The sequence below is a fragment of the Streptomyces sp. NPDC101776 genome (genome assembly GCF_044766845.1).
Lineage (GTDB): Bacteria > Actinomycetota > Actinomycetes > Streptomycetales > Streptomycetaceae > Streptomyces.
In genome coordinates this window covers 210994-223945 of sequence record NZ_JBIWMV010000001.1, presented here as the reverse complement: position 1 = coordinate 223945, position 12952 = coordinate 210994, and the positions used below count along the sequence as shown (strand labels likewise).

Sequence of the window (12952 nt, the reverse complement as noted above, 5' to 3'; positions counted from 1 at the left end):
CAAGCCAACCACCCTCGCCCACGGCCACCCAAATCGGGGTGCCCCAGGACGTCCGAAGCGATCGGAAGCAGCCCTTGCACAGTAATTCGAACAGATGTTTCAATCACGGGGCAGGACTACCGAGGAGGGACCATGCGCTGGGAGAACCTCACAGTGGAGTCCGACGGCCACAGCCGGACGGCCGACGTCGCGCTGTTCGGCGCGGACGCGGTGACCACCCGTACCTTCGACACACCCGAGTTCCGCGGGATCACCTTCCACGAGGTGCGGGCCCGCTCGATCGTCAACCGGGTGCCCGGGGCCTCCCGCATGCCCTTCGAGTGGACGGTCAACCCGTACCGGGGCTGCTCGCACGCGTGCGTGTACTGCTTCGCCCGCAAGTCGCACAGCTATCTGGACCTCGACACCGGCCTCGGCTTCGACTCGCAGATCGTGGTCAAGGTGAACGCGCCGGAGCTGCTGCGCCGCCACCTCGGCTCCCGGCGCTGGCTCGGCGAGCACATAGCGATGGGCACGAACGTCGACTGCTACCAGCGCGCGGAGGGCCGCTACCGGCTGATGCCGGGCATCCTGGGCGCCCTGCGCGACCACGCGAACCCCTTCTCGATCCTGACGAAGGGCACGCTGATCCTGCGCGACCTGGACCTCCTGGTGCAGGCCTCCGAGGTCACCGACGTCGGCATCTCCGTCTCGGTCGGCTTCACAGACCCCGCGCTGTGGCGCACGGTGGAGCCCGGCACGCCCTCCCCGGAGCGGCGCCTGGACGCCGTGCGGACCCTGACCGAGCACGGCATCGACGTCGGTGTCCTGATGGCCCCGGTGATCCCCTTCCTGAGCGACGACCCGGCCCAACTGCGCGCCACCGTAAGGGCGATTGCGGCCTCCGGGGCGACTTCGGTGACTCCCCTGGTGCTGCATCTGCGGCCCGGTGCCCGGGAGTGGTTCATGGCCTGGCTCGGGCAGCACCACCCGCATCTGGTGCGCCGTTACGAGCGGCTGTACGCGGAGGGCGCGTACGCCCCGAAGTGGTACCAGCGCCGGATCACCCGTCAGGTGCACGACCTGGCGCAGGAGTACGGCATCGGTCCCGCGCGCGCGGGCATGCCGCGCCGGATTCCCGAGCCGGCGGAGCCGGTCGATCAGCCGGTGAGCGAGCCGACGCAGCTCTCGTTCATCTGACGGCGTTCGAGCGCATCCGGCGGCCCAATTGGGTCAAGTATCGGCCGAACAGGTTCCTCCGCCCCGGCTTTTCGGGACTATGCGGCGAGGACCGACCGCGAGAACCGCGGTCCGCCGCCTCTCCGTCCTGGGAGGACACATGAGAAAACGCGCAGCCGTACTGTGCGGTGCCGCCGTCGTCGTGGCCGGGACGGTCACCGCTCTCCCCGCCGACGCGAGCACCGCGCATCCGACGACCGCCGTCCAGGCCGCGAAGCTCACCTGGAAGAGCTGCGCCACCACCGACTATCCGACGCTCCAGTGCGCGAGCGTCAAGGTGCCGCTCGACCACGCGAACCCGCACGGCAAGCAGATCTCGCTCGCCCTGTCCCGGGTCCCGCACACCGCGACGACGTACCAGGGCCCGCTGCTGGTCAACCCCGGCGGTCCCGGCGGCAGCGGACTGACCCTCGCGGGCTTCGTCGCGTCCTCGCTGCCCAAGGCGGTGGCGTCCCAGTACGACGTCATCGGCTTCGACCCGCGCGGCGTCGGCAAGAGCACCCCCGCCCTCGACTGCGAGCCCGGGTACTTCAACCCGGTGCGCCCCGACTCCGTACCGAGCACCCCGGCGCTGGAAAAGGCCAACCTCACGCGCGTGAAGGCCTTCGCGACCGCCTGCGGCAAGAAGTACGCGAGCGTGCTGCCGTACATCGACACCATCAGCGCCGTGCGGGACATGGACTCGATCCGGGCGGCGCTCGGCGCGAAGAAGATCAACTACTTCGGCTACTCGTACGGCACCTACCTGGGCGCCGTGTACGCCAAGCTCTACCCGGAGCACGTGCGCCGTCTGGTCCTCGACTCCATCGTCGATCCCACGGGCGTCTGGTACGACGACAACCTCGGCCAGGACTACGCCTTCAACGACCGCCAGCGGGCGCTCATGACGTGGATCGCGAAGTACGACTCGACGTACAAGCTCGGCACCGACCCGGCCAGGATCGAGGCCAAGTGGTACGCGATGCGGAAGGCGCTGGCCAAGAAGCCGGCCGGCGGGAAGGTGGGCGCCTCCGAGCTGGAGGACACCTTCATCCCGGGCGGGTACTACAACGGCTACTGGCCCTATCTCGCCGAGGCGTTCGCGGCGTACGTGAACGACAAGAACGCCGATCCGCTGGTCGAGGCGTACGACAACTTCGCCGCGATCGACGCCTCCGGGGACAACGGGTACAGCGTCTACACGTCGGTGCAGTGCCGTGACGCGTCCTGGCCGCGCGACTGGAACCAGTGGCGCAAGGACAACTGGGCGGTCTACGAGAAGGCGCCCTTCATGGCCTGGAACAACGCCTGGTACAACGCGCCGTGCGCGTACTGGCCGACGAAGTCCGAGCAGCCGATCAACATCGCCAACGGCAAGCTGCCGCCGGTGCTGCTCTTCCAGGCGACGAACGACGCGGCGACCCCGTACCAGGGCGGCGCGACGGTCCACCAACTCCTGGCCGACTCCAGCTTCGTGGTCGAGGAGGGCGGCGGGAACCACGGCATCACGCTGAGCGGGAACGCCTGCCTGGACAAGTACCTGGCGACGTATCTGACCAACGGCAAGGTGCCGCGCGGTCACGGCGAGGTCGACGCGGTGTGCCAGAAGACGCCGGACCCGAAGCCGCTGACCACGGCGAAGTCGGCGACGAGCACGGCGCACGGTTCGACGCTGCACGGCCTGCTGGGCTTCCGCGGCTGAGCCCCGCCCGACGGTCCCTCGGGGGCGGGAATCCTCGTTGTCAGACCCATGGTCCACCATGGACGCATGAGTGAGCTGACGAGGATTCCCGCCCCCGAGGGCGTCGCCCCCGCGACGGCCTACACGCACGTCGTCATGGGCACCGGCCGCTTCGTCGCGATCTCCGGTCAGCTCGCCCTGGACGAGAACGGCAAGCTCGTGGGCGAGGACGATCCGGCCGCGCAGGCCCATCAGGTCTTCGAGAACCTCCGCCGCTGCCTCGCCTCCGCGGGCGCCACTTTCGACGACGTGGTCAAACTGACCTACTTCGTCACGGACATGGCCCACATGCCGGCGATCCGCGCGGCCCGCGCCGCCCACATACCCGACGACCGGCTCCCCGCCGCCTCCGCCGTACAGGTCGCCGCGCTGGTGCGACCGGAGTTCCTGATGGAGATCGAGGGGTTCGCGGTGATCGGCGAATAGTCGAGGGGTGGTTTGGCAGGCGTATCCCTAGGGTGCCGCCATGAACGACGACGATCCCCTCCCGATCACCATCCGCCCGATGACCCTCGCCGACTGCGATCGCGTCTCCGAAATCAGCGTCCTCGGCTGGCAGTTCGCGTACCGGGGCCTCATGCCGCAGCCCTTCCTCGACGCCCTCGGCGCGAAGGACGACGCCGAGCGCCGCCGGGCCCGCCTCGCGCGGGGCGACGGCAGCGTGGTGAACCTGGTGGCCACGCGGGGCGGGGAGACCGTCGGCTGGGCGGCGTTCGGTCTCTACCGGGACGGCGAAGTCCGCGCCGAGGACGTCGAGTTGTACGCCCTCTACCTCGACCCGCGACACCTGGGCACGGGCGCCGGCCGGGCCCTGATGCGGGAGGCGCTACGGCGGTGCGCGGCCCTCGGCCACGATCGCGTGCTCCTCTGGGTCGTCCGGGGCAACTCCCGCGCCCGCCGCTTCTACGAGCGGGCGGGCTTCCGGGCGGACGGCCTGGAGGAACCGTACGAGGTGGCGGGGGTACTGGTGCCCGAGCTCCGGTACGCCAGGGAGCTGACGCGTTGAGGGGGGGTCGGGCGAGCGGGGTGGACGGGTGACATCTTGAACTGCTCACCGCTGCCGCGGAATCCGCCCCAGCGCGTGCACCGCCGCCTCCGCCAGTGCCGGGTGGGCGAGCGCGTCGTTCAGTACGGGTCTGGCGCGGGGGTCGCCCAGTTCGCCGAGGCCCTGTACGCAGGCGAGGGCCACCCGGCGGTACGGGTCGTGGGGGCGCAGTCGGCGCTCCAGGGTGGTGATGAGGGCGGGGACGGACTCGGGGGCGTGCAGGTCGGCCAGGAGCCGGACGGGGTGCAGGGCGTAGGCGACGCGGAGTTCGTTGGTGGCGAGGGCGGCTGCCGCGCGGGCGGTGCGGGGGTCGTCGAGGCGGGCCAGGGCGTACGCGGCGGAGGCGCAGCGCGGTGGGTCGCGGTGGTTGAGGAACAGGACGAGCGACTCGAAGGCGCGCGGATCGCCCGCGAGGCCCAGCCGGAACGCGGCCAACTCCCTTGCCCACAGCGGATGGCCGGGGGCGGTGAGCACCTCGGCCAGTGCGTCGAGATCGCCGGTCGACACGAGTTCCTCGTACGGCACCGCCCCTCGCGACTCCTGCCGTAAGCGCTCCGTGACCGATCGCAACTCTTCGTCCATGAAACCGAGCCTATGGGTGTCGTCGGACAGCCGGGACCTACATCACAAACTCGGGGGCTGGCGCGCTCGTTACTCACCGGTTAAGCTCAGGTGAGCGAGTTACCCACTCGTGTATCTCCTTGCGGTGGCCTGGTGACGCAGCCACCGCGAGTGCAGTCGGTTCGGTACCTCGTGTACCGCGGTACGACACGGCCTGGGACAGGGCTAGTCGGAACTCTCAACTCGCCGGGCGTGTGCGCTCGTTGCCCGGCACCACCCGCACTCCTTCTCGCACCCCGTGCGCCCCTCGGCGTACGGCGCGCGCTCCCAGTCGTCACCCTCATTCCAGGAGTCCCGCGATGGCAGCTCCCCTGTCCGACGCTCCCCTGTCCCCGTTCAAGACCATTGCCGTCGTCGGTCTCGGCACGATGGGCACCGGTATCACCGAGGTCCTCGCCCGGGCCGGCCGCGAGGTCGTCGGCATCGACGTCAGCGAGGCAGCGACCGCGCACGCCGTCGCCGCCCTGGAGACCGCGACCGCCCACGCCGTGCGGCGCGGCCGGCTGACCGAGCAGGAGCGCGCCGACGCCCTGGCCCGCGTCCGCACCTCCACCGACCTGAGCGCGGCGGCCGACGCCGACCTGGTCATCGAGGTGGTCCCGGAGTCGTACGAGATCAAGCACCAGATCTTCCGCGAGCTGGACGGGATCGTGCGCCCCGAGACGATTCTCGCGACCGGCACGAACGCCCTGTCCGTCACCCGGCTCGCCGCCGACTCGGCGCGGCCGGAGCGAGTGCTCGGGCTGCACTTCTTCAACCCGGCGCCCGCGATGAAACTGGTCGAGGTCGTCTCCTCGGTGCTGACCGCGCCCACCGCCGTCACCGCCGTCACCGACCTCGCGATCGAGCTGGGCAAGGAGCCGGTCGCGGTCGGCGACCGGCCCGGGTTCGTCGCGGACGGGCTGCTGTTCGGCTACCTCAACCAGGCGGCCGCGATGTACGAGGCGAAGTACGCCTCCCGCGAGGACATCGACGCGGCGATGCGGCTCGGCTGCGGTCTCCCCATGGGCCCGCTCGCGCTGCTCGACCTGATCGGCGTCGACACCGCGCGCACGGTCCTGGAGGCCATGTACTCCGAGTCCCACGACCGCCTGCACGCCCCCGCGCCGATCCTCAAGCAGCTCAGCGAGGCGGGCCTGACCGGCCGTAAGACGGGGCGCGGCTTCTACTCCTACGAGACCGAGGGCAGCGCGACCGTCGTGCGGGACGCGCTGACCCCGCCGGAGGGGGCGCGGCTCGCCCCGGGCCGTACGGTCCGCTCGGTCGGGGTCGCCGGTTCCGGGACCATGGCGTCCGGTATCGCCGAGGTCTTCGCCAAGGCCGGGTACGACGTGGTGCTCGCCGCCCGCAGCGAGGAGAAGGCGCAGTTCGCCAAGTCCCGTATCGGCAAGTCGCTTTCGCGCTCCGTCGACCGGGGGCGGATGACCGCCGAGGCCGCCGCGGAGACCCTGGAGCGGATCACTCCGGCGGGCTCCTACGACGCGTTCGCCGACGTCGATCTGGCCGTCGAGGCGGTCGCCGAGGACCTGGAGATCAAGCAGCAGCTCTTCGCGACGCTGGACAAGGTCTGCAAGCCGGGCGCGGTCCTGGCCACCACGACCTCGTCGCTGCCGGTCGTCGCGTGCGCCCGCGCCACCTCGCGTCCGCAGGACGTGATCGGCATGCACTTCTTCAACCCCGCGCCGGCGATGAAGCTGGTCGAGGTCGTCCGCACGGTGCTGACGGACGCCGACGTCCACTCGACGGTCCACGAGGTCTGCGTCAGGATCAAGAAGCACGCCGTCGACTGCGGCGACCGGGCCGGATTCATCGTGAACGCCCTGCTGTTCCCGTACCTCAACAACGCGATCAAGATGGTGCAGGAGCACTACGCGACCCTCGACGACATCGACGCGGCGATGAAGCTGGGCGGCGGCTATCCGATGGGCCCCTTCGAGCTGTTGGACGTCGTCGGGCTCGATGTGTCGCTGGCGATCGAGAAGGTCCTGCACCGCGAGTTCCGCGACCCGGGCCTGGCTCCGGCACCGCTCCTGGAGCACCTGGTGGCCGCGGGCTGCCTCGGCCGCAAGACGGGCCGCGGCTTCCGCGAATATGCCCGCCACTGATCGTCCCGGCGACTGGTTCGGGGGCGGCGAGGACGGCGACGGGGACTGGGGCGGGCTGCTCGACCCCACCGGAGGACCCCTGCCCATGGCGGGCGGGGGAAACCCCCGACGTGCGCGGCAGGCTGCGCACATGCAGTACGTTCGGGTCATGCCCCAGCCCGCCAAGCCCGCCCGTACAGCAGCCACGCCCGACGCACCGGAGAGTGCCGCGGGCAGTCGCGCCGCCGCCCAACGCCTCAAGATGCGGCGCGAACTGGCGGCGGCCGCGATGGAGCTGTTCGCGACCAAGGGGTACGAGGCGACCACCGTCGACGAGATCGCGGCGGCGGCCGGGGTCGCGCGCCGGACGTTCTTCCGCCACTTCCGCTCCAAGGAAGAGGCGATCTTCCCCGACCACGACGACACCCTGATCCGGGCCGAGGCGGTACTCAATGCCGCCCCCGCGCACGAGCACCCGCTCGACACGGTGTGCCGGGGCATCAAGGAAGTCATGCGCATGTACGCGGCGCAGCCGGAGATCTCGGTCGCCCGCTACAAGCTGACGCGCGAGGTGCCCACCCTGCGCGAGGCCGAGATCGCGTCGGTGGCCCGCTACGAGCGGCTGTTCACCCGCTATCTGCTGGGCCACTTCGACGAGCACGCGCACGACGACGACGCCAACGACGACCCGCTGCTCGCCGAGGTCGCCGCCTCGGCCGTGGTCACCGCCCACAACCACGTGCTGCGGCGCTGGCTGCGGGCCGGCGGCCAGGGCGACGTCGAGGCACAGCTCGACCACGCCTTCGGGATCGTACGGAAGACGTTCGGCAGCGGCATCGGCGCCGGCCGCACCACGACCCCCAAGCCGGCCACGGCGATGGTCCACCAGCAGGGTGAGGTCCTGGTGACCGTCGCCCGCACCGACGCCCCGCTGGACGAGGTCATGCGGACCATCGAAGAGGCACTCAGGGACCGCTGAGCCCCACAGCACCATGTGATGACGGCCACCCCACGGGGTGGCCGTTTTGGCATGTCAGAGCCCCTTTTCACGCACCTTTCAAGCCCCGTTCGATCGATCATCGCTCATTTGTTACGTAAAGATTTCACCTGAGAGCGATTCATGGCACTCGGTGCCTTGCGGGGTGACACGCAGTGTCATACGTTGAAGGTGTCCGGGCGGCCGGCGTGCAGAGATCTCTCGTACGTCGGCTGTCCCCGCAACCCACTACCGGGCTGCGCGCCCGGACGCCTGCGTCACAGGCACCCTCCCGCGCCACAAAGCGCTGCCGAAGCACCACCCGCCGAACCGACGGCACTTCTCCACCCACCCTCAGCAGCAGCACCGACGTAACCATCGGCGCCCCTCCCTCAGGGCGCACTTCGCCGGAGGCAACACCGTGACCGTGAAGGACATCCTCGCCGCGATCCAGTCGCCGGACTCGACTCCGGCCGATTTCGCCGCCATGCCGCTCCCCGATTCGTACCGCGCGATCACCGTGCACAAGGACGAGACGGACATGTTCGCGGGCCTCGCCACCCGCGACAAGGACCCCCGCAAGTCGATCCACCTGGAGGACGTCCCGGTGCCCGAACTCGGCCCGGGCGAGGCCCTGGTGGCCGTGATGGCGTCGAGCGTCAACTACAACTCCGTGTGGACCTCGATCTTCGAGCCGCTGTCGACCTTCGGCTTCCTGGAGCGCTACGGCAAGCTCAGCGAGCTGACCAAGCGGCACGACCTGCCGTACCACGTCATCGGCTCCGACCTCGCGGGCGTCGTCCTGCGCACCGGCCCCGGCGTCAACGCCTGGAAGCCCGGTGACGAGGTCGTCGCGCACTGCCTCTCCGTCGAGTTGGAGTCGAGCGACGGGCACAACGACACGATGCTCGACCCCGAGCAGCGCATCTGGGGCTTCGAGACCAACTTCGGCGGGCTCGCCGAGATCGCGCTCGTCAAGTCCAACCAGCTGATGCCGAAGCCGGACCACCTCTCCTGGGAGGAGGCCGCCGCCCCGGGCCTCGTGAACTCCACCGCCTACCGGCAGTTGGTCTCCCGCAACGGCGCCGGCATGAAGCAGGGCGACAACGTCCTCATCTGGGGCGCGAGCGGCGGACTCGGCTCGTACGCCACGCAGTTCGCGCTCGCGGGCGGCGCCAACCCGATCTGTGTCGTGTCCTCGCCCCAGAAGGCGGACATCTGCCGGGCGATGGGCGCGGAGGCGATCATCGACCGCAACGCCGAGGACTACCGGTTCTGGAAGGACGAGCACAACCAGGACCCGCGCGAGTGGAAGCGGTTCGGCAAGCGCATCCGTGAACTCACCGGCGGCGAGGACGTCGACATCGTCTTCGAGCACCCGGGCCGCGAGACCTTCGGCGCGAGCGTCTACGTCACCCGCAAGGGCGGCACGATCGTCACCTGCGCCTCGACCTCCGGGTTCAACCACGAGTACGACAACCGCTACCTGTGGATGTCCCTGAAGCGGATCATCGGCTCGCACTTCGCCAACTACCGCGAGGCCTGGGAGGCCAACCGGCTGGTCGCCAAGGGCAAGATCCACCCGACGCTCTCCAAGGTGTACTCCCTGGAGGAGACCGGCCAGGCCGCCTACGACGTCCACCGCAACCTCCACCAGGGCAAGGTCGGCGTCCTGTGCCTCGCCCCCGAGGAAGGCCTCGGTGTGCGCGACGAGGAGAAGCGCGCCCAGCACATCGACGCGATCAACCGCTTCCGGAACATCTGAGGTCACTGATGACTGAGCGTCAGAAGGACCGGCCGTGGCTGATGCGCACGTACGCCGGTCACTCCACGGCCGAGGCGTCCAACGAGCTGTACCGGCGCAACCTCGACAAGGGCCAGACCGGTCTGTCGGTCGCGTTCGACCTGCCGACGCAGACCGGCTACGACTCCGACCACATCCTCGCCCGCGGCGAGGTCGGCCGGGTCGGCGTGCCGGTGGCCCACGTCGGTGACATGCGCCGCCTTTTCCAGGACATCCCCCTGGACCAGATGAACACCTCGATGACGATCAACGCCACCGCCATGTGGATGCTGGCGCTCTATCAGGTCGTCGCCGAGGAGCAGGGCGTCGACATCACCCAGCTCCAGGGGACGACCCAGAACGACATCGTCAAGGAGTACCTGTCGCGGGGCACGCACGTGTTCCCGCCGGTTCCCTCGCTCCGGCTGACGACCGACATGATCTGCTACACGGTCAACCACATCCCCAAGTGGAACCCGATCAACATCTGCAGCTACCACCTCCAGGAGGCCGGGGCCACCCCGGTCCAGGAGATCGCGTACGCCATGTCCACCGCGATCGCCGTCCTGGACGCGGTGTTCGCGTCCGGCCAGATCCCCGAGGACCGCAGGGGCGATGTCGTCGCCCGCATCTCCTTCTTCGTGAACGCGGGCGTCCGCTTCATCGAGGAGATGTGCAAGATGCGCGCCTTCGGCCGCATCTGGGACCAGATCACACGCGAGCGCTACGGCGTCGAGAACCCGAAGCAGCGCCGCTTCCGCTACGGCGTCCAGGTCAACTCCCTGGGCCTGACGGAGGCGCAGCCGGAGAACAACGTCCAGCGGATCGTGCTGGAGATGCTGGCCGTGACGCTGTCGAAGGACGCACGCGCGCGTGCCGTCCAACTCCCGGCGTGGAACGAGGCGTTGGGGCTCCCCCGCCCCTGGGACCAGCAGTGGTCGCTGCGTATCCAGCAGGTACTGGCGCACGAGAGCGACCTGCTGGAGTACGCGGACATCTTCGACGGCTCGCACGTCATCGAGGCGAAGGTGGCCTCGCTGGTCGAGGAGTCCCTCGCGGAGATCGACCGCATCGAGGAGATGGGCGGCGCGATGGCCGCCGTCGAGTCGGGCTACCTGAAGTCGCAGCTCGTGTCCTCGCACGCGGAGCGCAGGGGCCGTATCGAGTCCGGTCAGGAGAAGATCGTCGGCGTCAACATCTTCAACACGACCGAGCCCAACCCACTGACCGCCGACCTCGACACGGCGATCCAGACGGTCGACCCGGCCGTCGAGGCGCGGGTCATCGAGTCGTTGCAGCGCTGGCGGGACACGCGCTACCAGCCGCCGTTCAACCACCCGCGCCCGTGCAAGGCGCTGGAGCGGCTGAAGGAGGCCGCCAAGGGCACGGACAACCTCATGGACGCCACCCTGGAGTGCGCACGCGCCGGTGTCACGACCGGTGAGTGGGCCGGGGCCCTGCGGGAGGTGTTCGGCGAGTTCCGGGCGCCCACGGGCGTCTCGTCGGCGCCGGTGGCGGTGCCCGCCGAGGAGGGCTCGGCGATGGCCGGGGTCCGCCGCAAGGTGGATGTGACGGCGCGCGAGATGGGCGTCGGCAAGCTGCGCTTCCTGGTCGGCAAGCCGGGCCTGGACGGGCACTCCAACGGCGCCGAGCAGATCGCCGTACGCGCGCGTGACGCCGGCTTCGAGGTGGTGTACCAGGGCATCCGGCTCACCCCGGAGCAGATCGTGGACGCGGCCCTCGCCGAGGACGTGCACGCGGTGGGCCTGTCCATCCTGTCCGGCTCGCACGCCCAACTGGTGCCGGACGTCCTCGAACGGCTCCGTGTGGCCGGTGCCACAGACATACCTGTCATCGCCGGTGGGATCATCCCCAATGGCGACGCCGAGCAGCTTCGGGCTGCGGGAGTGGCCGCGGTCTTCACCCCGAAGGACTTCGACATCACCGGAATCATCGGCCGCATCGTCGACGAGATCCGGAAGGCGAACAAGCTCGACCCCCTGGAGGTCCCCGCATGACCACGCCCGCCCCCGTCAACCGGCTCCGCCCGCGACGCTCCTGTCTCGCGGTCCCCGGAAGCAACCCGCGCTTCCTGGAGAAGGCGCAGGGCCTCCCGGCCGACCAGGTCTTCCTGGACCTGGAGGACGCGTGCGCGCCGCTCGCCAAGCCCGAGGCGCGGCACACCATCGTCAAGTTCCTCAACGAGGGCGACTGGACGGGCAAGACGCGGGTCGTGCGCGTCAACGACTGGACGACCGAGTGGACGTACCGCGATGTCGTCACGGTCGTCGAGGGCGCCGGCCAGAACCTCGACTGCATCATGCTGCCGAAGGTGCAGACGGCCCAGCAGGTCGTCGCCCTGGACCTGCTGCTGACACAGATCGAGAAGACGATGGGCTTCGAGGTCGGCAAGATCGGCATCGAGGCGCAGATCGAGAACGCGCAAGGGCTCAACAACGTCAACGAGATCGCGACGGCCTCCCAGCGCGTCGAGACGATCATCTTCGGCCCGGCCGACTTCATGGCGTCGATCAACATGAAGTCCCTTGTCGTGGGCGAGCAGCCGCCCGGCTACCCGGCGGACGCCTACCACTACATCCTGATGAAGATCCTGATGGCCGCCCGCGCCAACAACCTCCAGGCGATCGACGGCCCTTACCTCCAGATCCGCAACCTCGACGGCTACCGCGCGGTCGCGCAGCGCGCCGCGGCGCTCGGCTTCGACGGCAAGTGGGTGCTGCACCCGGGCCAGGTCGAGGCGTCCAACGAGATCTTCTCGCCGTCCCAGGAGGACTTCGACCACGCCGAGTTGATCCTGGACGCGTACGACTTCTACACGTCCGAGGCCGGCGGTAAGAAGGGCTCGGCGATGCTCGGCGACGAGATGATCGACGAGGCCAGCCGCAAGATGGCGCTCGTCATCTCGGGCAAGGGCCGGGCCGCCGGCATGGAGCGCACGTCCAAGTTCGAAGCCCCGGAGGCCTGAGCATCATGCAATTCGGGCGCACCTATGAGGAGTTCGAGGTCGGCGCGGTCTACAAGCACTGGCCAGGGAAGACGGTCACGGAGTACGACGACCACCTCTTCTGTCTCCTGACCATGAACCACCACCCGCTCCACCTGGACAGCAACTACGCCGAGAACACGACGGACTTCGGCAAGAACGTCGTGGTCGGCAACTACATCTACTCGCTGCTGCTGGGCATGTCCGTGCCGGACGTGTCGGGCAAGGCGATCGCCAACCTGGAGATCGAGTCGCTCAAGCACGTGGCGCCGACCTTCCACGGGGACACGATCTACGGCGAGACGACGGTCCTCGACAAGACGCCCTCCAGGTCGAAGAACGACCGCGGGATCGTGTACGTCGAGACCAAGGGCTACAAGCAGGACGGCACGCTGGTCTGCGTTTTCCGCCGCAAGGTGATGGTGCCGACCGAGACGTACATCAAGGAGCGCGGCGGCGAGCAGCCCGGCCGCCCCCGGCTCAAGGAGCAGGAGAAGTAGC

11 protein-coding genes are annotated in these 12952 nt (G+C 69.4%); 10 read left to right on the top strand and 1 reads right to left on the bottom strand.

The window, feature by feature from the left end; all coding sequences use genetic code 11:
* Positions 1 to 132: 132 nt before the first annotated feature.
* The 4 genes from ACIRRY_RS01005 (at position 133) to ACIRRY_RS00990 (ending at position 3944) form a co-directional block, all read left to right on the top strand.
* Positions 133 to 1179 carry an Rv2578c family radical SAM protein gene (locus tag ACIRRY_RS01005; protein WP_403966258.1) on the top strand — a complete coding sequence of 349 codons (1047 nt, stop codon included), beginning with the start codon at positions 133 to 135 and terminating at the stop codon, positions 1177 to 1179.
* Positions 1180 to 1318: 139 nt separating this feature from the next.
* Positions 1319 to 2899, top strand: a complete 1581-nt coding sequence (locus ACIRRY_RS01000; protein WP_403966255.1) for an alpha/beta hydrolase — start codon at positions 1319 to 1321, stop codon at positions 2897 to 2899.
* Between the two features lie 66 nt (positions 2900 to 2965).
* A complete protein-coding gene (locus ACIRRY_RS00995) occupies positions 2966 to 3364 on the top strand; it encodes a RidA family protein (RefSeq protein WP_403966253.1) in 399 nt (132 codons plus the stop codon).
* Between the two features lie 40 nt (positions 3365 to 3404).
* The gene (locus ACIRRY_RS00990) at positions 3405 to 3944 is read left to right on the top strand and encodes a GNAT family N-acetyltransferase (protein WP_403966250.1); all 540 of its coding nucleotides are present in this window, start codon (positions 3405 to 3407) and stop codon (positions 3942 to 3944) included.
* 45 nt (positions 3945 to 3989) lie between these two features.
* Here ACIRRY_RS00990 and ACIRRY_RS00985 read toward each other — a convergent pair whose 3' ends face one another.
* On the bottom strand, positions 3990 to 4565 hold the full coding sequence (locus ACIRRY_RS00985; RefSeq protein WP_403966247.1) for an adenylosuccinate lyase: 576 nt from the start codon (positions 4563 to 4565) through the stop codon (positions 3990 to 3992).
* 338 nt (positions 4566 to 4903) lie between these two features.
* Here ACIRRY_RS00985 and ACIRRY_RS00980 point away from each other — a divergent pair, with 338 nt between their 5' ends.
* From ACIRRY_RS00980 to ACIRRY_RS00955, 6 genes are all read left to right on the top strand, one after another.
* Positions 4904 to 6709, top strand: coding sequence for a 3-hydroxyacyl-CoA dehydrogenase family protein (locus tag ACIRRY_RS00980; protein WP_403966244.1), 1806 nt, complete (start codon positions 4904 to 4906; stop codon positions 6707 to 6709).
* Positions 6710 to 6857: 148 nt separating this feature from the next.
* A complete protein-coding gene (locus tag ACIRRY_RS00975; RefSeq protein WP_329260872.1) occupies positions 6858 to 7667 on the top strand; it encodes a TetR family transcriptional regulator in 810 nt (269 codons plus the stop codon).
* 424 nt (positions 7668 to 8091) lie between these two features.
* Positions 8092 to 9429, top strand: a complete 1338-nt coding sequence (gene ccrA, locus ACIRRY_RS00970; protein ID WP_403968282.1) for a crotonyl-CoA carboxylase/reductase — start codon at positions 8092 to 8094, stop codon at positions 9427 to 9429.
* A gap of 8 nt (positions 9430 to 9437) precedes the next feature.
* Positions 9438 to 11465 (top strand): protein meaA, encoded by a 2028-nt coding sequence (locus tag ACIRRY_RS00965; protein ID WP_403966240.1) that lies wholly within the window; start codon positions 9438 to 9440, stop codon positions 11463 to 11465.
* Positions 11462 to 12433, top strand: a complete 972-nt coding sequence (locus ACIRRY_RS00960) for an HpcH/HpaI aldolase/citrate lyase family protein (protein WP_403966237.1) — start codon at positions 11462 to 11464, stop codon at positions 12431 to 12433. The genes ACIRRY_RS00965 and ACIRRY_RS00960 overlap by 4 nt, the downstream gene beginning before the upstream one ends.
* A gap of 5 nt (positions 12434 to 12438) precedes the next feature.
* A complete protein-coding gene (locus tag ACIRRY_RS00955) occupies positions 12439 to 12951 on the top strand; it encodes a MaoC family dehydratase (protein ID WP_403966234.1) in 513 nt (170 codons plus the stop codon).
* Position 12952 lies beyond the last annotated feature (1 nt).

Excerpts from the sequence above, each read along its gene's own strand:
- ACIRRY_RS00980 (WP_403966244.1), top strand. The coding sequence starts at position 4,904 with ATGGCAGCTCCCCTGTCCGACGCTCCCCTGTCCCCGTTCAAGACCATT.
- ACIRRY_RS00995 (WP_403966253.1), top strand. The coding sequence starts at position 2,966 with ATGAGTGAGCTGACGAGGATTCCCGCCCCCGAGGGCGTCGCCCCCGCG.
- ACIRRY_RS00965 (WP_403966240.1), top strand. The coding sequence starts at position 9,438 with ATGACTGAGCGTCAGAAGGACCGGCCGTGGCTGATGCGCACGTACGCC.
- ACIRRY_RS00960 (WP_403966237.1), top strand. The coding sequence starts at position 11,462 with ATGACCACGCCCGCCCCCGTCAACCGGCTCCGCCCGCGACGCTCCTGT.
- ACIRRY_RS00985 (WP_403966247.1), bottom strand. The coding sequence starts at position 4,565 with ATGGACGAAGAGTTGCGATCGGTCACGGAGCGCTTACGGCAGGAGTCG.
- ACIRRY_RS00975 (WP_329260872.1), top strand. The coding sequence starts at position 6,858 with ATGCCCCAGCCCGCCAAGCCCGCCCGTACAGCAGCCACGCCCGACGCA.
- ACIRRY_RS01000 (WP_403966255.1), top strand. The coding sequence starts at position 1,319 with ATGAGAAAACGCGCAGCCGTACTGTGCGGTGCCGCCGTCGTCGTGGCC.
- ACIRRY_RS00990 (WP_403966250.1), top strand. The coding sequence starts at position 3,405 with ATGAACGACGACGATCCCCTCCCGATCACCATCCGCCCGATGACCCTC.
- ACIRRY_RS01005 (WP_403966258.1), top strand. The coding sequence starts at position 133 with ATGCGCTGGGAGAACCTCACAGTGGAGTCCGACGGCCACAGCCGGACG.
- ACIRRY_RS00955 (WP_403966234.1), top strand. The coding sequence starts at position 12,439 with ATGCAATTCGGGCGCACCTATGAGGAGTTCGAGGTCGGCGCGGTCTAC.